A 16,408-nucleotide genomic window follows, 5' to 3' on the forward strand; every position below is an offset into this window, starting at 1 on the left:
CACTCGGTGCTGTAATAACCTTTGTGCATTTCAACCATTACGGCGGAGAGGCGGCTCGGCTGGCCGCGGACCTGGTCAACCTGACCGTTGCACCCCGCCCTGACGACCTCGAACCGCTGCTCGCCGCGCACGGCATCACGCGCCGCGCACTCACCACACGGCAGGCCGAGGAGATAGGGACGTGGCGCCGACGCCTCGCCGCCTGCTTCGGGCCGCAGGATCTCGACCGACGGTGTGCGGCGATCAACGCGCTCCTCGCCGAATCCTCCAGCCGACCCCACATATCGCTCCACGACGGCCGGCCCCATCTGCACTACAGCGCCGAAGCGGCGGACCCCGCCGCCCATATCCGGGCCGTCACCGCGGCCGGACTCGGCTATGTGGTGTGCTTCGCCGGCGCCGACCGGCTGGGACGCTGCGCCCGCCAGGGCTGCGGTCTGGCGTTCGTCGACACCTCACGCAACGGTCGGCGTGTCTACTGCTCGGTGCGCTGCGCCAACAACGACGCGGTGGCTCGTCACCGCGGGCGACGCCAGGGCACGCGCCCGCCGCCGCCCGCACACGAAGCCCGGTGAAACCGTCCAGAAGGCGCTTCGCGCGAACCGCGGAGCCGTCGCCTCGCCGGTCCCGGCGAGGGCAGCCGGTTCCTTCCTCAGGGGCGGCCATGTCAGACTTCCAGTTCCGGTCCCGGCGAGGGCAGCCGGATCCGCCGTGTCGCACCGGTCCGGCTCGACGACCATCGCAGGACCGGAACCGCCCTCCCGACGGACGAGCACGACTCGGTGGCTTCCGGCGTGGAAATCAGGAAGGCTCTGGTGCATGGTCTCGGTATTGCAGAACGTGGCGATTGACTGTGCGGATGCCTATGGGCTGGCCCGGTTCTGGAGCGAGGTGACCGGCCGCCCGCTGCATCCGGAGGACGAACCCGGTGATCCGGAGGTCCAGGTGTTGCTGGCGGAGGGTCCGGTGCTGCACTTCAACCAGGTGCCCGAAGCCAAGTCGATCAAGAACCGGATCCATCTGTGTCTGCGCCCGGAGACCTCGCGTGAGCAGGAGGTCGAACGGCTGCTGGGCCTTGGCGCCACCCTGGTCGCCGACCACCGGAATCCCGATGGCTCCGGCTGGGCGGTCCTCGCTGATCCCGAAGGCAACGAATTCTGCATTCTGCGCAGCGAGTCCGACCGAGCCGCCAGGTCCTCCTGACGAGTCGGCGACCACACTGGCCCGCTTCGGATGAGTGCTGGTCACAGCCGTTCGTCGAGGGCCGCGTCGAGGACGGTCGCTTCGTGACGGACGGCGAGCGTGTCGGGTCGGGGCGGAGCGGGTTGGCGTGGCAGGAGGCGCCGTGGAGCCGGGTGAGGTGGCCAGGCGAATGCGTACACCGTCTCCGCCTGCGCCGGGCCCCGGTGCCGGGGCCCGGCCCGCCCGCCCTGGCGCCGCGCGGCCTGTCAGGCGTCGTCCGCGGGCCGCCCGTCGTCCGGCCGGGCTGCCCGCCTCCCGCCGCGCTCCGTCCGGACCTGACGGCGTCCGGCGAGCCGGACGCCGACCGCCTCGGCGGTCTCCCGAACACCCCGGCTTGCGCACGGAAGCCGTCCAGGGGTTCACGCCGGAGCCGGCAGGTCCATCAGCGCGAGCTTGGCCGGGTCGATGACGATCGTGATGCCGGCGACCCGGCCGCCGGCGACGGTGAACGCGACGACCGACAGCGGGGTGCCGTCCTCGCGCCAGGAAACGATCCCCGGCGCGCCGTCGACGAGCACCGTCCGCCCCTGCGCGGCTGCGCCGGCGGACAGTCGCGCGCCGGCCGCGACCTTGGTGGCGCCGAGGGTGACGACCACACCGGACGGGGTGTCGACGGTCAGTTTCACCTCCGGGTCGAGCACCCGCAGCAACTCCTCGAAGTCGCCCCGGCGAGCCGCCGCCAGGAAGGCCTGGACCACCTCGCGCTGCTCCCGTCCGACGCCGTCCGGCCGCTCCACCGCCCGCACCTTCCGGCGGGCGCGGCTGGCGAGCATCTTGGTGGCGGCGGTGGACTTGCCGAGGATCCGGCCGATCTCGTCGAACGGCACCGCGAACAGGTCGTGCAGCACGAACGCCAGCCGCTCGTTCGGCCCGAGCGACTCCAGGACGACGAACAGCGCGACCCCGACGGAGTCGGCGAGCACCGCCTCGTCCTCGGGGGCAGGGCTGTCCTCCACCGTCACCACCAGCTCGGACGGGCCGTCGTCGTAGGGCGCCTCCGGGCGGGCCTGCCGCGATCTCAGGACGTCGAGGCTGATCCGGCCGACCACCGTGGTCAGCCAGCCGGCGAGGTTGTGGATACCCGACGTGTCCTGGCGGGAGAGGCGCAGCCATGCCTCCTGGACCACGTCTTCGGCGTCGGCGTGCGATCCGAGCATGCGGTAGGCGACCGCGCGCAGCCGGTCGCGTTGGGCCTCGAACGCCTCTGCCACCGGCTCCGCCGGACTGGTGTCGGACATGTTGTTACCTTCCTCGGCTGTGCTCCGTCACGGGTGATGACGGGCCCGGACGGGCTCGGGTAACCGATGAAGGAGCGACATCGATGGAAGCACGCACGACCGGCCCGGCGAACCCCGATGTGATCACAGCGATCCAGCACCTCTACAAGGCGATTCACGCCGGGGGCGTGGACCAGCGCCTGCTGTCCCTGGTCCATCTGCGGACCAGCCAGATCAACGGCTGCAGCCCATGCGTCTTCTCCTCGGTCGAGTCGGCGCGGAAGGCCGGTGAGACGGACGAGCGGCTGCACAACGTGGTCGCGTGGCGCGAGACGCCCTTCTACACCGAGCGCGAGCGGGCAGCCCTCGCCCTGACCGAGGCCGCCACCCGGCTCCAGGACAACGCACCGGGCGTGACCGACGCGATCTGGGAGGCCGCAGCCGACCACTTCAGCGAGGAGCAACTCGGCGCGATCACCCTGGAGATCGCGCTGACCAACTTCTTCAACCGGATCAACCGCACGGTCCGGGAACAGGCGGGCAAGACGTGGTGACCCCGGCGAGCTGCCCGGCGCCGCACCGGCCCGGGCCGGGCCGGTGCGGCGCCGGTGGCGGGGCGTCCCTCCCCTGGGGCCCGTGCCCTGCCGCTGTCAGGCGACACACGGCCTCGTCCGGCCGGGATCTGACGCCCGGGCCGAACCCGTCCGGACGGCACCCGCCCCGGGCCGATGGCCTGGGGGCAGGTGTGGCCGATGGGACATGGAACGGAGCGGCAGGGCCTCAGCCGTCCCGCGTCCACGGCGCACCGGTCGGGCGATCAGGCTGCCGGTGCGCTCTCCGCGGAGGGGACGAGCGGGTCGGGCCGTCCCGTCGGTGCGTCCGGTGTCGTACGGCTGTGCAGGACCGCCATCGCCGTCACGGCCGAGGCCAGCAGCGCCAGCGCGAGCAGTGCGGGGATCAGGGGGACCACGGCGCCTGCGGCCAGACAGCCGAGTCCGGCCGCCAGCAGGACGGGCGAGTTCCGTCCCGTGGTGCGCAGCAGTATCGCCACGCCGGCCAGCAGGAAGAGGCCCGCCCCACCGGGGAGCGCCCACGCCACCACCCCGTGCAGCGGCTCGGACAGGTCGTAGTGGTCGCTGTCGGCGACCTGGTGGAGCACCGACTTCAGGCCGAGCGCGGTGAGCACGATCCCCGCGACCAGGGGCAGATGGAGAAACGTGTAGGCGTCCCGTGCCAGTCGCGTGCGGTCATCCCCTTCCAGGGAGGTCAGCCGGTGCTCGGCGATCTCGTCTATGTGCCGGAAGTACATCCGCCACAGACCGGCCACGACCGCCAGCCCTGCCGCGGTGGCCGCCAGTACCGGCGCGGATACGGGATAGCCGGACATGCCGACGCCGATCGCGATGAACGACTCGCCCAGCGCGATGATCACGATGAGGGCGTGCCGCTCGGCGAAGTGCCCCGGTGAGGTCACCCGCCAGCCGGAGGCCCCGGTGACGTAGACCCCGCAGTAGTCGATCAGCACGGCCGCGAGCCAGATCAGCACCTGTGTGACACCGCTGAAGGCGGTGCCGACCAGCAGCAGGAGGAAGGGCGGCGCCACCGACAGCAGCGCGGTCCTGCGCAGCGTGGCGTGCAGCCGGTCGTCACCAGGGCTGGAGATCCGGTACGAGACCAGGTGCAGGACGCGCACAGCGCCGTAGCACAGGACGAACACCATCGGTCCGGACAAGCCGCCGGGCGCGTCGTGAAACACCTCGGGAACGGTGAGCGACATGATCAGGACTACGGCCATCACCGTGACCAGCACGGCGAACATCGCCCCCGAGTCCGCGCGGACCACGTTGCCCAGCCAGGCGAAGCAGCACCAGCACCACCACAGCAGTGCCAGCACAACCGCCGCCCCGAAGACCCGCAGAGGCGTGGGATCGGCCGCCATCAGCGCGGTGACCTGCGTGATCGCATACACGAACACCAGGTCGAAAAACAGCTCGGCGGGCGTCACCCGGTGACCGTCCTCGGTGGCGATCATCCGGGAACGCCCTCTACCAGTCGGCACGGCTTCTCCCTTTGCGAGTCCAGCAGTTGGAACAGGTGGTCTGGCTGATTCGCACGCAGGATACCGGCGCCATCAAGGGCCGAACGCACCCTCGCGACCACCCGCGCTCCCGTCAACTGCCGGGCCGCTGCGTGTCCGAGGGGCCTCGGGGGAAGGCCACCTCGGCGACTCCTCGCCGGGCCGGTGTACGGCGGTTCCCAGCGGTGCCCGCGGTGCGGCGACCACCGTGCGCGCCCGGAGGGAACAGAACCGGTGGCCCGCGCATTGATGATCACCTGTCAGCGAGAGGAAGGACGCGGAGGCATACCATGACCACCTCAATGCGCGAGGTCCCCCTCGCCGGCGGCCCGGTCGAGTTCCGCGGCGCGCTGGAGCTGGAGACCATCGAGTCGGCGGTGCTGCCGCTGCGGCTGCCCGCGTGGACCAGGGCGCAGTACCCGGACGCGTTCATGCGGGGCGTGGCCGACATGCCCACGGGTGTCCGGCTGGCGTTCCGCACCGGGGCGCGTCTGCTGGAGCTCGACGTCCTGACCACCGTGTGGCACTTCGACGGCGAGCCGGAACCGTTGGGCCCGGGGCTGGTGGAACTGGTGGTGGACGGGGAGCCGGCCGGCCGGGCCGAGGTACCGGTCGGCAACGTCCTGCGCCTGTCCGAGCCGCGCGGTGAACGGCGGCTCGAGCCCGGTGCCCCCGGCACCGTGCGGTTCGCCGGGCTGGCGGCCGGGGTGAAGGAGGTCGAGCTGTGGCTGCCTCAGCAGGTGCGCACCGAACTGATCGCGCTGCGCGCGGGCGCCGAGGTCGTGCCGCCCGCGCCGAACGGCCGCCGCCGCTGGGTGCACCATGGGAGTTCCATCAGCCACTGCGTCGAGGCGGACTCTCCCACCGGCACCTGGCCGGCCGTGGCCGCCGCGATCGCCGAAGTGGACCTGGTCAACCTCAGCCAGGCCGGGAACGCGATGCTCGACCCCTACGTCGCGCGCACCATCCGGGACACCCCGGCCGATCTGATCAGCGTCAAGGTGGGCATCAACATCGTCAACGCCGCATCGTTCCGGCGGCGCACCTTCCTTCCGGCGGTGCACGGCTTCCTCGACACGGTCCGCGACGGCCACCCCGACACCCCGCTGCTGCTGATCTCGCCGATCACCTGTCCGGCGGTCGAGGACACCCCGGGCCCCGGTGTCCGGACGCCCGAGGGGATCAAGGCCGCGGTGCCCGCGCCGACGTGGCTCGGGGCGCCCTGACGCTGAACGTCGTGCGTGACACGCTCGCCCGGATCGTCGAGGAGCGTGGCAGACACGACCGGAACCTGCACTACCTGGACGGGCGTGAGCTGTTCGGCCCCGGCGACGTCCATGACCTGCCGGACGGCCTGCACCCGAACGCGGCCGGCTACCGGCGGATCGGCAAGCGGTTCGCGGAGGTGGGTCTGGGCCTGCAGACCGCCTTCGGCCGGTAGGCCGCCGGCCCGGCTCGCGCCGCGCCGCGGCGGTACCTGCCGGTCCTCACCCGCGGGCCCCGCCCGCGAGACGCTGCCGGGCACGGCGCCGCCACCCCGGTGCCCGGCCAGCGGCACCGGGGCGCGGCCGGCCCGCTTCCCGCCACACCTCAGGCGCCCGCGGCGCGGCCCAGCGTTTCGCGCGCAGTTTCGGCCTGGGGTCCGGTCAGCCCGTTGGGCATGCCGTGCCGGTGTGGCGGGCCGGGTCGCGTCACTGGCCGACCCTCCCGTCGACGCACTCGCGCAGCAGGTCGGCGTGTCCGCAGTGCCGGGCGTACTCCTCGATCCTGTGCACCAGCAGCTCCCGGATCGCGATCCGCTCCTTCCCCACCCGCTCCCCCAGGCCCGGGTGCCCGGCCAGTGCGGCGTCGGTCGCGTGCTGCTCGCGTTCCAGATCGGCGTACGCGGCGTCGACCACGGCCTGTTCGGCCACGGCCCCGTCGAAATCCCCGTCCTTCTCGCCGTACAGCTTCGGCAGCGGGTCGCCTTCCGTGATCCAGTTGCGCCAGTCGCGTTCCACCTCGGCGAGGTGCCGGAGCAGACCGAGCAGCGACATCGTCGACGGCGGAACCGCCCGCCGGGCCAGCTGTTCCGGATCCAGGCCCTCGCATTTCATTTTCAGGGTGATGCGGTAGTTCGTCAGGAAGTCCAGCAGTGTGGCGTGCTCGCCTTCCGGGCTGTCCTCGTGGTTGCGAGGGTCGTCGGCCGGATCGGCCCACATGTCGGGGTAGACGGTCGCCTGGGTCCATCGCGCGGGTTGATCACTCATGCGTCCCATGCTGGTCCGCGGCAGCCCGTGTCCGCCACTGAGTTCTCCTGCCGGGGCCGCCGTTCTCCTACCGGGGCCGCCGTTGTCATGCCGGGGCGCCCGACGTCGGTTACGTCGGGTCCTCCCTGCACACCGCCGCGCAGTTCGCCCAGCTCGTCGACGCGGCCCGGCACGGCCGCGTCCGGCCGCTCGTCCATCACCGCTACCCGCTCTCCCGTCCGCACACGGCACAGGAGGAGTTCGGGAAGCGGGAGCACGTCGGGAAGATCGTCATCGACCCCGCCCTCCGACCCGGCCGGCCGCGGACGTGCCCACCGCGTCCCCGGGGCGGACGTCACTACCTTCCCCGGCCTCGCCGCACCAGCGTTTCGGGCAGGGCCTGAACCCTCGCCGGCGCCGCCGCCGAGCAGCAGCATTCAGGTCATCCCCCTTCGTACTTCGACCCCGGGGGAGGTCGGACGTCGCGGACGGCCGACGTCACAGAGGCACAGGGAGACAGCGATGGTCGGTAGGCAGACCGGCACCAGTGAGCACATGAGCAGAGCCGGTGCGCCTGAGCGGGGCACCGGCTCCGGGGGTGAGGGGACCGCCGGAGTGACCCGACGGGCCGTCACCACCTCGGCCTTCCTCACCGCGGCGTCCCTGTTCGTGGGCGGGGGCTTCGCCCAGGCGCGGGTGGCGGACGACGTCACCGTGCGGCTGCCGGCACCGACCGGCCCGCACCGGACCGGGGTCACCACGCTGCATCTGGTCGATCAGCACAGGCCCGACCCGTGGGACGGCAGCGCCGCGCGCGAGGTGATGGTCACGGTGTTCTACCCCGCGAGGGCGGTCCGCGGGTACCCGATCGCACCGCAGATGACCCCGGCCGCGGCGGAGAAGTTCACGGCCTTCGACCCCGTGTACCTGCATCGGGAACTGCCGGCGAGTGGCGTGGACTGGGCCGCCACGATGACCCACTCACACACGGGTGCGCCGGCACAGCCGGTCCGGCGACCGGTCCTGCTGTACACCCCGGGAGGCGGTGACCCGCGCACCGTCGGCACCGCGCTCGCCGAGGAACTGGCCAGTCACGGCTATGTGGTGGTGACCATCGATCATCCCGGCGAGTGCGGTGCGGTCGAGTATCCCGACGGCACGGTGCGCGAGTACGGACTCCCCGGGACTCCCGGGGAGCCGCGGGTCTTCCGCACGGTGATCGGCGCCCGGCTCGCGGACACCCGGCTCGTGCTGGACAAGCTGGCGATGCTGGCCTCCGGCCGGAATCCCGACGCGGGAGCACGCCCGCTGCCGGAGAACCTCGACCGGGCCCTGGACCTGCGGCGGGTGGGGGTCTACGGCCACTCGGCGGGTGGGACGACCGCGGCCCAGGCGATGTACGAGGATCGGCGGATCGACGCGGCGGTCAACCTCGAGGGCTATCTGGACTACCCGCCGGACACTCCAGGCGAGGAAGGCGAACTGCTCCCGATCGCCCGGCACGGCGTGGACAGGCCCCTGCTGCTGTTCGGGACCGACGGATTCCGCGACGCCCGGTTCGATCGTTCCTGGTCGGCGATGCTCGCCCACCGGGAGGGATGCACTCGCCGGCGTCAGCTCGGCGACGCCACCCACTGGGTGTTCACCGACTACGCCGCCATGGCGCCCCAGTTGCAGGCCGCCGGGCTGATGACCGCGGACGACCGTACCAAGCTGGTCGGCGCGATCGACCCGGCGACATCGGTGCCCACGGTGCGCGGCCAGGTGCTCGCGTTCTTCACCCGGCACATCCCTTCACCCTGAGATCACCGGTCCGCCGGACGGGCCGGGCGTGGGCCGGGCGTGGGCCGGGCCGGGCGCGCCGGGTCGTCCCGGTGGCCGGGGTCGGCGAGGATCCGCTCGGCCAGTTCTCGCGCGGATGCGGCGGGGTCGGTCTCCGGACGGGTGGCTCCGGCCGCCAAGACCCCGTCGATCAGCAGCTGAAGCCGGTCGGCGGCGTGGGCCGGCCGGGGATGACCGAGCCTGTCGGGTTCGTCGGCCGGCAGCCGGCTCACGCGCTCCCGGTACTGGCGCGTCACGGCATGTCCCGGGTGGCCGGGGTCGGCCAGGGCCGGGTCGGCGGCGAGGTACCGGCAGCCGCGGAAATCCGGTTCGGTGACGACGGTGGCGAGCTTGTCGAACGACGTGGCCGGACCACCCGCGTCGGCGGGCGGCCGCGGCCGGGCGCCGGGTGGCCGGCCGCGGCCGCGTGGTCCCGGCAGCCGGCCACCCGATGCGGGACGTGACGAACGGCCTCAGGGCGGCCCCGGAAGGCGGTCCGGCCGCCCGGGACCGCCCTGAGGAGTGGTCACTTCCGCCAGAACAGGTGGTGCGTCACACCGCTCGGACTGGGCACCACCTCCAGGTGGAACCGGTCGAGCAGCTCGTCGGGGGACTCCCAGAGCCGTAGCCCCGACCCGAGCTTCACCGGCGAGACCGCCACATGCAGGGTGTCGACGAGGCCGGCGTCGAGGAACTGCCGGATGGTGGTCACCCCGCCGCCGAGCCGGACGTCCCTGCCCTGCGCGGCCTCCCGCGCCCGCTCGAGCACCTGGGCGGGTTCGCCGTCGACGAAGTGGAACGTGGTGTCGGACAGCGTGATCGAAGGACGCGGGTGGTGGGTCATGACGAAGACCGGGGTGCGGAACGGGGGCTCGTCGCCCCACCAGCCGTTCCACTCATGGTCCTGCCACGGCCCTCGCTGGGGCCCGAACTTGTTACGGCCCATGATCTCCGCACCGATGTTGCGCGCGTAGTCCCGGGTGAAGTAGTCGTCGAGGCCCCGGCTCCCACCGGGCTCGGCGCGCATGGGCCAGCTCGCCGTGGCACCGGCCCAGGCGAACAGCCGCTCCGGATGGGCATGACCGAACGGGTTCTCGAGGCTCTGGTTCTCACCGGCGCCCACACCGTCACTGGAGACGTTGAAGTTCTGGACTCTCAGTAGCTGCTGAGCCATGTGTTCCTCCTTGGTCGGGGACGTCAGTGGTGAGACTCCCCGGACCGGGCAAACTCATCGCCGCGTCGGTGACCGGTCGGGTGCCGCCCCGGCGGTGAGGGGTGCCGCGCCCATATGTGGCGGGTGGCGGTGGGGAGGGGGTGTCCGCTCCCGTGGAGGGCCGTCCATCCTCCGCCCGCCCGTGGAGGAGGCCCGGTCGGGTGTGCCGGACGGCCGGCTCGTGAACGGCAGGCGCCGCCGCCCCACAGCAGCCGAGGGACAGCCGGCCGGTGGCGCCGGGCCCGGTACGCCCGGGGCGTCGGCGGCGGAGTGACCGCACTCGTACCGTCACGGAGTGCGGAAGCCGCGAAAGGTCACCTGCGTCCGGCTGGTGAAGCCGAGCCCTTCGTAGAGCGTGATCGCGCCGGTGTTCACCTCGGCCACGTGCAGGAAGGGGCGTTCGTTCCGGGCCAGGACACGTGCGACGAGGGCACCGACCAGGCGGGCGGCGTGTCCTCGCCCGCGTGCCTCGGGGGCCGTGCAGACGGCGCTGATCTCGGTCCACCCCGGAGGCCGGAGCCGTTCGCCCGCCATGGCCACCAGCCGGCCGCCGTCGCGAACGCCGAGGTAGGTACCGAGTTCGTGGGTGCGCGGCCAGAACGGGCCGGGTTTGGTCCGCGCGGCCAGGTCGAGCATCTCCGGCACGTCGGCCGCGCCCAGTTCGACCACATCGGTGCCGGCCGCGGCCGGTGCCCGGTCGGGGCTGCTGCCGGCGGGCCAGACCATCTGCCGGCCTTCGAGGACGAAGACCGGCTCCCAGTCCGCCGGTGGGGTCGCCGGGCAGCTGAACATGTCGGCGAACGCGTCCCGGCCGAGGAGCCGGGCGAGTTGGGCCCAGTCCTCCTCGTCCGCGTCGGCGGGTACCGCGGAGAAGGTCGCGACGTGCGGCAGGTAGCCGGCGGCCCGTCCGAGGCGGCGCCCGAACCCCGCGTGGCGGCCGCGCAGCGACTCGCCCACCGGATCCTCCAGTGCCGTGGTGTCCCCGCTCGTCATCGTGGTGTGCCCTTCCCCTGTGCGCGCTCGGCCGAGCGGCACGATACCGCCCGGGCTCCCGCGGGCGGGTCCGGGAGTGGCGCCGGGGCTCCGGGGCCGTCACCGCCCTCGATCCCGCTGCCCGCGCCGGGGGCGTACGGGGCACCACCGCATGTCCAGGACCGTGCCCGCCTGCCCGGGAAGACCGCGGTCGCACAGCGGTCGTCGCCAGGGGCTCACCGGAACCGGCAGCCCTCCGGCCGGAGTCCGCAGAGCCGCCGCCGGGCGGCCGGCGGACGCAGCCGACCCGCCCGCCGGCGGAACGGCGGGCGGCCGGCGTGGCCGCGACGGCGGCGGGCGGCCGGCGTGGCCGCGACGGCGGCGGCCGGCCGGGCCCGGGCGGAGCCGCGGTGGTCCGGCGGCCGGCCCGCCGCGCCCGCGCGGCCGAGCACCGGGGAAGCCCCGCGCCGCTGCCTCACCGTGGACCGGACGGCCGCGGCATGGTCGCGGAGCGGGGCGGCCAGGCCTGGGGGTCGAGGATGCCCAGCACATACGCGCGGCCGACCAGGGCGAGCCGGGTGGGAGCGCCCAGCAGGTCGCGCAGCCGGCCCAGGTGGTAGTCGAGGGTCTGCCGGGAGAGGCCGAGCGATGCGGCGATCTCGTTGTTGCCATGGCCGGCGGCCAGCTTGGCCAAAATACGGATCTGGGCGGCGGTGAGTGCCGGGAGCGGCCGGTGCGGCAGGCCCTGGTGGGTCAGCATCGCCCAGACGCCGCGCGCCCGCCCCGGGTCACCGCGGACAGCGGTGAGCAGCAGCCGGGCCCGCCAGTGCGCACCGTCGGCGCTGACGAAGGCGGCCGAGGTCTGGATGCGGCGCCTGCGGCAGGCCACCAGCTCGCGCCAGACCCGCCACAGCTGCGCGAGATCGTCCGCGGGGGCGAGGAAGCCGTGCGCCGAGCGGCCCAGCAGATCGGCCGGGCGGGCGCGCAGCAGCCCGGCGGCCGCGCCGCTGATCCGCTGGATCCTGCCGCCGGCGGACAGCAGGGCACACGGCAGGCCGCTGTGTTCGCTGAGCGCCTGGAGGTTCTCCTCAGCGGCGCGGCGCTGGCTCAGCGCGCGGGTGTAGTCCGTGATGTCGACGTAGATGCCGGCCACACACGTCTGCCGCCCCTCGATGACCGGGAACCGGTGGCCGACCGCCTTCCCCGGGGTGCCGTCGGGGCGGTGGAAGCCGAGGGTGTGCCGGACCGGCTTGCCGGAGGCCAGGATCTGCCGGTCCAGTGCCAGGAAGGCGGCCGCGTCCTCGGGCGCGTCGAAGTCGGTGACCGGGCGGCCCACGACCTCCTCCGGAGTGGTGCCGTAGAGATGGGCGTAGGCGTGGTTGGCCCACAGGTAGCGGCCGTGGCCGTCGCGGATGAAGGCCGCGGCCGGAGCGAAGTCGGCGAACGCGTCGTAGCGGCGCCGTTCGGAGGTGACCGTGCTGATGTCCACGGCCAGACCGCTGAGCCTGCCCCGGCCGTGGGCGGAGGGCCGTTCGGGATAGCAGCTCACGTCGAACAGCCGGCCGGCGAAATGTACCTGGAGCCGGTCGATGCCGCCGTGCGCCACCGGTCGTGCCGCTCTGGGGCCCAGGGTGTCGAGCAGCCGCTGGGCCATCAGCGGATCGCGGAACGCGCCACCGCCGCAGTCGATGACCCGCAGTCCTTCGTCCGCCTCCCACCAGGACACGGGCATGCGGTCGAGCAGCGTACTGAGACTGGTCTCGTCCATCAGCCGCCTCTTCGCTGTCGGTCGCTCCGGTCCCCTGCGCCGGAGCCTGGGCAAGGGCTTCCCCGTCTCTGCGTGCGCATGCCCGGTCACCGCCGGTAGCGCGAATCGGGCCGGATTCAGCGCCTCGGGGGCGCGGCGCCCCGCCTTCCGGAAGCACCCGGTGAGCCACGGGGTTGGGGGCGCCGCCGTACCGGCGGGGCGTCAGCCGCCGGGAACACTCAGGCATTTGCCTGAGAGGCCCGCGCCGCCGCGGGGGTACTCGGTTCCCGCCGGCTGCTTCGCCTGACGGGCCCGGAGCGCGACGAACGCCCGTCGGACGGCCGGGCCGACGACCATCCCCCGGAAGAACGAGGAGTCGTTTCCCGTGAGCAAGGTGCTGTTCGTGTACGCCAAGGGCGGGCCACCGCTGGAGTACGCACTGTCCCGGGTCGCCGCGAGGGCCGAAGTGCACCTGCTGGCGCTCAGCCCCCTCCCGCCGTCGGCCCGCGGGCGGTGCGCCCGGCTGTGCGCCTCGGTGACCGTGCCCGGTGAGGCCGGGCCCCCGGACCTGGTCGCACTGATCACGGCCCGGGCGCAGGCCGTCGGCGCGGACGCGGTGTTCACGCCCTCCGAGTACGCGGTGGTGGCGGTGGCCGAGGCGTGCCGGAAGCTCGGCCTCGCCGGAGCCGGTGACACCTGTGTGCTCGCCCGCGACAAGCGGATGATGCGCCTCACCTGGTGGGAGCACGGCGTGCCGCAGCCCCGGTTCCGTGCCGTGGCCGACGAGGCCGAGATACGCGCCGCCGCGGCCGGGATCGGCTTCCCCATGCTGCTCAAGGCGGCCTGGAGCGCCGGGTCGACGGCGCACCGGATCATCAGCGGTCCCGAGGACATCGCCCCGGCATGGCGCCGGGCCCGGGCAGTGATGGAGGAGTCCGCGCGGCACGGCTACGCCGAACTGCATGTGGCGGGCGCGGACGGGGACTTCCTGGTCGAGCAGATCGTGGAGGGCACCGCCGAGGACTGGTTCGACGAGCCGGGGTGGGGCGACTACGTCAGCGTCGAGGGCATCGTCGCGGACGGCGTCTACCACCCGGTGTGCCTGAGCGGGCGCATGCCCACCGTGGCTCCCTTCACCGAACGTGCGAGCATCACCCCCGCACTGCTCCCCGCGGCGGCCCAGGAGCGGATCGTGGAGCTGGCCCGGGCCGCCGTGGACGCGCTGGGGCTGCGCACCTGCGGCACCCACACCGAGATCAAGCTCGGTGCCGGCGGGGAGATGTGGGTCATCGAGACCGCCGCCCGATTCGGCGGGGCGATGACCGTGCCGCAGATCGAGGAGGTCTTCGGCGCCGACCTGATCGGCATGCTCGTCGACGGCCTGCTCGGCCGGCCGGTGGCCTGGCCCGGTGGGGTGCTCGGTCCCGGGGAGGCCGTCGGCGCGGCGGGATCGCTGGTCGTGCTGGGCGTCGACCGGACCGGCGCCCCCTGGCCGGACCGGCGGGTGTGGGACTTCTCCGCCGTCGACCGGCCCGCGCTGATCACCGAGGGCAGCCGGCTGACGGAGGTGACCGAGCACTCGCTTCCGCACGGTACCCCGGTGCCGGTCTACGACCCGGCGGCGGGCGCCAACAGCATGGCCGCGCTGTGCCTGCTCTCCGCGTCCGACCCGGTCACCGTGATCCGCGACTTCGAGACGCTGACCGACGCCCTGCCGGACGTCCTCCCGGCCGTCCCGGACGGCGGGGGGCGGATATGAGCGGCACGCGCGTGCTGCCGAGTCCGGCGGCCCCCGGCACCGACGCGACGGTGGTCGGCGAGAATCTGTCGCTCCCGCTGTTCCGCACCCTGTCCGGGGTGCTGGCCGGGCACCCGTATGTGAAGGTCGTGGTGGACCGCGCCGAGCACACCTGGCACCTGCTGGACACGGCGGTCCACCCCTTCCACGTGAACTACACGGCCACCCGGATCCTCGGCATGAGCCTGGCGGAACTGGACGCCTGCCTCGACGAGTTCAACGCCTCGGTGTACACCGATCCCGACCGGCGGTTCCTGCTCGGAGTGTTGTCCCTGCACGCCGACGAGGACCCCGAAGGCCGTGAGCGGCCCTTCCTGGTCCTGGAGACCACCGAGGCCGACACCATGGACGGCGCCCTGCTCCAGGAGTTCTACGGCTTCGTACGGGAGCGGGTCGACGGACGTCTGCCGCTGCTGCTCAAACCGGCCAACCACGGCCAGGAACACGAGCTGGCGGTGATCAGCGAGGTACGCGTACCGCGGATCCTCAGCCACCAGCTGTTCGTCAGCCGCCCCCGAACTCCGCTGAACACCGGCGAGGCGGTGGGCCGGCTGCGCTGGTTCCGCTCTCCGGAGGAGTACCGGGAGCACGCCGCCGGCCTCGGCTGGGCGGACATCGTGGCCATGGACCGGCTGCCGGACGACGTGCCCAGGGTCGCCGGGTTCATCAACGCGGCGCCGATCACCCCGCTGTCGCACACCAACGTCCTCGCCTCCGGCTGGGGCATTCCGAACGCCATCGTGCGCGACCTGCGCCAACTGGTCGAGGCGGACGCGCTCGACGGGGCCTGGGTCCGGTACCGGGTGGACGACGACGAGATCAGCTTCACCCGGCTGGGCAGCGTGCCCGAACTGGACGAGCCGGCCTGGCACCGGCAGCGCATCCGCCTGGAGCCGCCGCTGCTGGAGGACGTCCCGGTGCTGGAGCTGCACCGTCTGCGCGGCGCCGACCGGGACCGCTACGGCACCAAGGCCGCCAACCTCGGCGAGCTGCACCACGTACTGGACAGCCGCACCGCGGACCTGACCGCCTACTACGGCCGGCCGCGGCCGCCGCGCCGCGATCTGTACGGGCATCTGGCGTCCCGGCTCGCCGCCCCCGCCGACGCCGGGCCGGAGGCGCTCCGGAGCGCGGCGGCCCGGTTCGTGGCCGAGACCATCCGGGCTCCCGAGGGCATCGCCCTGCCGTTCGCCCTGCAGCACCGCTTCCTCATCTCCTCCCCCGCCCTCCAGCAGGGCCTGGGCAAGCTGAAGATGGCGCTGGAGCTGTCCGCGACCGACCTGCTCGACTCCCTCTGCCTCCACCTGCAGCAACTGGTCCGCGGCACCCCGATCCCCGAGGAGGTCGCCGCGCGGATCACCGGCGCCGTCGGTGACCGGCCGATCGCCGGCCGCCGCCTGGTCGTACGCTCCTCGTCCAACGCGGAGGACCTGCCGGGCTTCTCCGCCGCCGGGATGTACGACTCGATCACCACCGTCCGCGGGACAGCGGAACTCCTCGACGCGGTACGCCAGGTCTGGGCCTCGCTGCTCTCGCCGCGCAGCGTACGGCTGCGCCATCAGGCGGGCATCCCCCTCGACGACACCTACATGGGGGTCATCGTGCAGGAGTACGTCCCGGCATCGCTCGGCGGCGTCCTGGTGACCTGCAATCCCACCCGCCGCGAGGACTTCCGCAACGTCTACCTCAACTGCACTCCGGGTTCGCCGGAGAAGGTGGTCGACGGCACGGTGCTGCCGCTGCAGTACCTCTACAACACGGTGGAGGGTGGCGGCCGCACCGTCGCGGTCGGCTCGGCCGTCGAGGACCTGCCGCCCGCGCACCGGGCCCGCCTCGCGGATCTGGCGCTCACCGGACGGCTGCTGCAGTCGCACTTCGGCGCCGACCCCGAGGACCCGCTGGACATCGAGTGGCTCATGACCGAGCAGGGCGACTTCCGGCTGGTCCAGATCCGCCCGTACGCGCTGTGAGCCGGCGGGCATCCGCCGTCGCGGCCCGCCCCCCCCGGGCCGGCCCCCCCCCCCCCCCCCCCGCGGGGGGGGGGGGCACAGCGCGCAAACCACGGTTTGCGCGGGGGTGTAAACCGCGGTGGG

16 protein-coding genes are annotated in these 16,408 nt (G+C 73.3%); 9 read left to right on the forward strand and 7 right to left on the reverse strand.

Annotated features, from left to right (window positions below; genetic code table 11):
• Positions 1-23 precede the first annotated feature (23 nt).
• Together ACH4B3_RS26875 and ACH4B3_RS26880 are read left to right on the forward strand one after the other, a co-directional pair.
• Positions 24-575 carry a CGNR zinc finger domain-containing protein gene (locus ACH4B3_RS26875; protein WP_398466941.1) on the forward strand — a complete coding sequence of 184 codons (552 nt, stop codon included), beginning with the start codon at positions 24-26 and terminating at the stop codon, positions 573-575.
• A 244-nt stretch (positions 576-819) separates the two neighbouring features.
• Positions 820-1,203, forward strand: coding sequence for a VOC family protein (locus ACH4B3_RS26880; RefSeq protein WP_398466943.1), 384 nt, complete (start codon positions 820-822; stop codon positions 1,201-1,203).
• A gap of 398 nt (positions 1,204-1,601) precedes the next feature.
• On the opposite strand, the gene ACH4B3_RS26885 is transcribed toward ACH4B3_RS26880, so the two are convergent.
• Positions 1,602-2,480: a sigma-70 family RNA polymerase sigma factor gene (locus tag ACH4B3_RS26885; protein WP_398466945.1), complete on the reverse strand. Its 879-nt coding sequence runs from the start codon at positions 2,478-2,480 to the stop codon at positions 1,602-1,604.
• Positions 2,481-2,563: 83 nt separating this feature from the next.
• On the opposite strand from ACH4B3_RS26885, the gene ACH4B3_RS26890 reads away from it, so the two are divergent.
• On the forward strand, positions 2,564-3,013 hold the full coding sequence (locus tag ACH4B3_RS26890; protein ID WP_398466947.1) for a carboxymuconolactone decarboxylase family protein: 450 nt from the start codon (positions 2,564-2,566) through the stop codon (positions 3,011-3,013).
• A 263-nt stretch (positions 3,014-3,276) separates the two neighbouring features.
• On the opposite strand, the gene ACH4B3_RS26895 is transcribed toward ACH4B3_RS26890, so the two are convergent.
• Positions 3,277-4,518: a low temperature requirement protein A gene (locus tag ACH4B3_RS26895; RefSeq protein WP_398466949.1), complete on the reverse strand. Its 1,242-nt coding sequence runs from the start codon at positions 4,516-4,518 to the stop codon at positions 3,277-3,279.
• Positions 4,519-4,826: 308 nt separating this feature from the next.
• Here ACH4B3_RS26895 and ACH4B3_RS26900 point away from each other — a divergent pair, with 308 nt between their 5' ends.
• Both ACH4B3_RS26900 and ACH4B3_RS26905 read left to right on the forward strand, forming a co-directional pair.
• Positions 4,827-5,762 carry a lipase gene (locus ACH4B3_RS26900; protein ID WP_398466951.1) on the forward strand — a complete coding sequence of 312 codons (936 nt, stop codon included), beginning with the start codon at positions 4,827-4,829 and terminating at the stop codon, positions 5,760-5,762.
• Between the two features lie 11 nt (positions 5,763-5,773).
• A complete protein-coding gene (locus ACH4B3_RS26905; RefSeq protein ID WP_398466953.1) occupies positions 5,774-5,977 on the forward strand; it encodes a hypothetical protein in 204 nt (67 codons plus the stop codon).
• A 250-nt stretch (positions 5,978-6,227) separates the two neighbouring features.
• On the opposite strand, the gene ACH4B3_RS26910 is transcribed toward ACH4B3_RS26905, so the two are convergent.
• Positions 6,228-6,794: a DinB family protein gene (locus ACH4B3_RS26910; protein WP_398466955.1), complete on the reverse strand. Its 567-nt coding sequence runs from the start codon at positions 6,792-6,794 to the stop codon at positions 6,228-6,230.
• A gap of 116 nt (positions 6,795-6,910) precedes the next feature.
• Between ACH4B3_RS26910 and ACH4B3_RS26915 the strand changes: the two genes are divergently transcribed.
• Together ACH4B3_RS26915 and ACH4B3_RS26920 are read left to right on the forward strand one after the other, a co-directional pair.
• Positions 6,911-7,168: a zinc-binding dehydrogenase gene (locus tag ACH4B3_RS26915; protein WP_398467107.1), complete on the forward strand. Its 258-nt coding sequence runs from the start codon at positions 6,911-6,913 to the stop codon at positions 7,166-7,168.
• A 118-nt stretch (positions 7,169-7,286) separates the two neighbouring features.
• Entirely contained in the window at positions 7,287-8,567 is a 1,281-nt protein-coding gene (locus ACH4B3_RS26920; RefSeq protein ID WP_398466957.1) for an alpha/beta hydrolase, read from the forward strand.
• 2 nt (positions 8,568-8,569) lie between these two features.
• Here the strand turns inward: ACH4B3_RS26920 and ACH4B3_RS26925 are convergent, their stop codons facing one another.
• The 4 genes from ACH4B3_RS26925 to ACH4B3_RS26940 form a co-directional block, all read right to left on the reverse strand.
• Entirely contained in the window at positions 8,570-8,818 is a 249-nt protein-coding gene (locus ACH4B3_RS26925; RefSeq protein WP_398466959.1) for a hypothetical protein, read from the reverse strand.
• A 293-nt stretch (positions 8,819-9,111) separates the two neighbouring features.
• Positions 9,112-9,759 (reverse strand): dihydrofolate reductase family protein, encoded by a 648-nt coding sequence (locus ACH4B3_RS26930; RefSeq protein ID WP_398466960.1) that lies wholly within the window; start codon positions 9,757-9,759, stop codon positions 9,112-9,114.
• 327 nt (positions 9,760-10,086) lie between these two features.
• On the reverse strand, positions 10,087-10,791 hold the full coding sequence (locus ACH4B3_RS26935) for a GNAT family N-acetyltransferase (RefSeq protein WP_398466962.1): 705 nt from the start codon (positions 10,789-10,791) through the stop codon (positions 10,087-10,089).
• Between the two features lie 454 nt (positions 10,792-11,245).
• A complete protein-coding gene (locus tag ACH4B3_RS26940; protein ID WP_398466964.1) occupies positions 11,246-12,538 on the reverse strand; it encodes a PAS domain-containing protein in 1,293 nt (430 codons plus the stop codon).
• A 364-nt stretch (positions 12,539-12,902) separates the two neighbouring features.
• Here ACH4B3_RS26940 and ACH4B3_RS26945 point away from each other — a divergent pair, with 364 nt between their 5' ends.
• Entirely contained in the window at positions 12,903-14,276 is a 1,374-nt protein-coding gene (locus ACH4B3_RS26945; RefSeq protein ID WP_398466966.1) for an acetyl-CoA carboxylase biotin carboxylase subunit family protein, read from the forward strand.
• On the forward strand, positions 14,273-16,285 hold the full coding sequence (locus ACH4B3_RS26950) for a PEP/pyruvate-binding domain-containing protein (protein ID WP_398466968.1): 2,013 nt from the start codon (positions 14,273-14,275) through the stop codon (positions 16,283-16,285). Before ACH4B3_RS26945 ends, ACH4B3_RS26950 begins: the two co-directional genes overlap by 4 nt.
• The last annotated feature ends 123 nt before the right edge of the window (positions 16,286-16,408 follow it).

Origin of the sequence: Streptomyces sp. NPDC018031, from assembly GCF_044327625.1 — a bacterium.
Lineage (GTDB): Bacteria > Actinomycetota > Actinomycetes > Streptomycetales > Streptomycetaceae > Streptomyces.

What these genes read in the sequence shown, in the direction of transcription:
- ACH4B3_RS26935 (WP_398466962.1), bottom strand. Translation starts at nt 10,791, where the DNA reads ATGACGAGCGGGGACACCACGGCACTGGAGGATCCGGTGGGCGAGTCG.
- ACH4B3_RS26910 (WP_398466955.1), bottom strand. Translation starts at nt 6,794, where the DNA reads ATGGGACGCATGAGTGATCAACCCGCGCGATGGACCCAGGCGACCGTC.
- ACH4B3_RS26930 (WP_398466960.1), bottom strand. Translation starts at nt 9,759, where the DNA reads ATGGCTCAGCAGCTACTGAGAGTCCAGAACTTCAACGTCTCCAGTGAC.
- ACH4B3_RS26900 (WP_398466951.1), top strand. Translation starts at nt 4,827, where the DNA reads ATGACCACCTCAATGCGCGAGGTCCCCCTCGCCGGCGGCCCGGTCGAG.
- ACH4B3_RS26885 (WP_398466945.1), bottom strand. Translation starts at nt 2,480, where the DNA reads ATGTCCGACACCAGTCCGGCGGAGCCGGTGGCAGAGGCGTTCGAGGCC.
- ACH4B3_RS26880 (WP_398466943.1), top strand. Translation starts at nt 820, where the DNA reads ATGGTCTCGGTATTGCAGAACGTGGCGATTGACTGTGCGGATGCCTAT.
- ACH4B3_RS26890 (WP_398466947.1), top strand. Translation starts at nt 2,564, where the DNA reads ATGGAAGCACGCACGACCGGCCCGGCGAACCCCGATGTGATCACAGCG.
- ACH4B3_RS26920 (WP_398466957.1), top strand. Translation starts at nt 7,287, where the DNA reads ATGGTCGGTAGGCAGACCGGCACCAGTGAGCACATGAGCAGAGCCGGT.
- ACH4B3_RS26940 (WP_398466964.1), bottom strand. Translation starts at nt 12,538, where the DNA reads ATGGACGAGACCAGTCTCAGTACGCTGCTCGACCGCATGCCCGTGTCC.
- ACH4B3_RS26950 (WP_398466968.1), top strand. Translation starts at nt 14,273, where the DNA reads ATGAGCGGCACGCGCGTGCTGCCGAGTCCGGCGGCCCCCGGCACCGAC.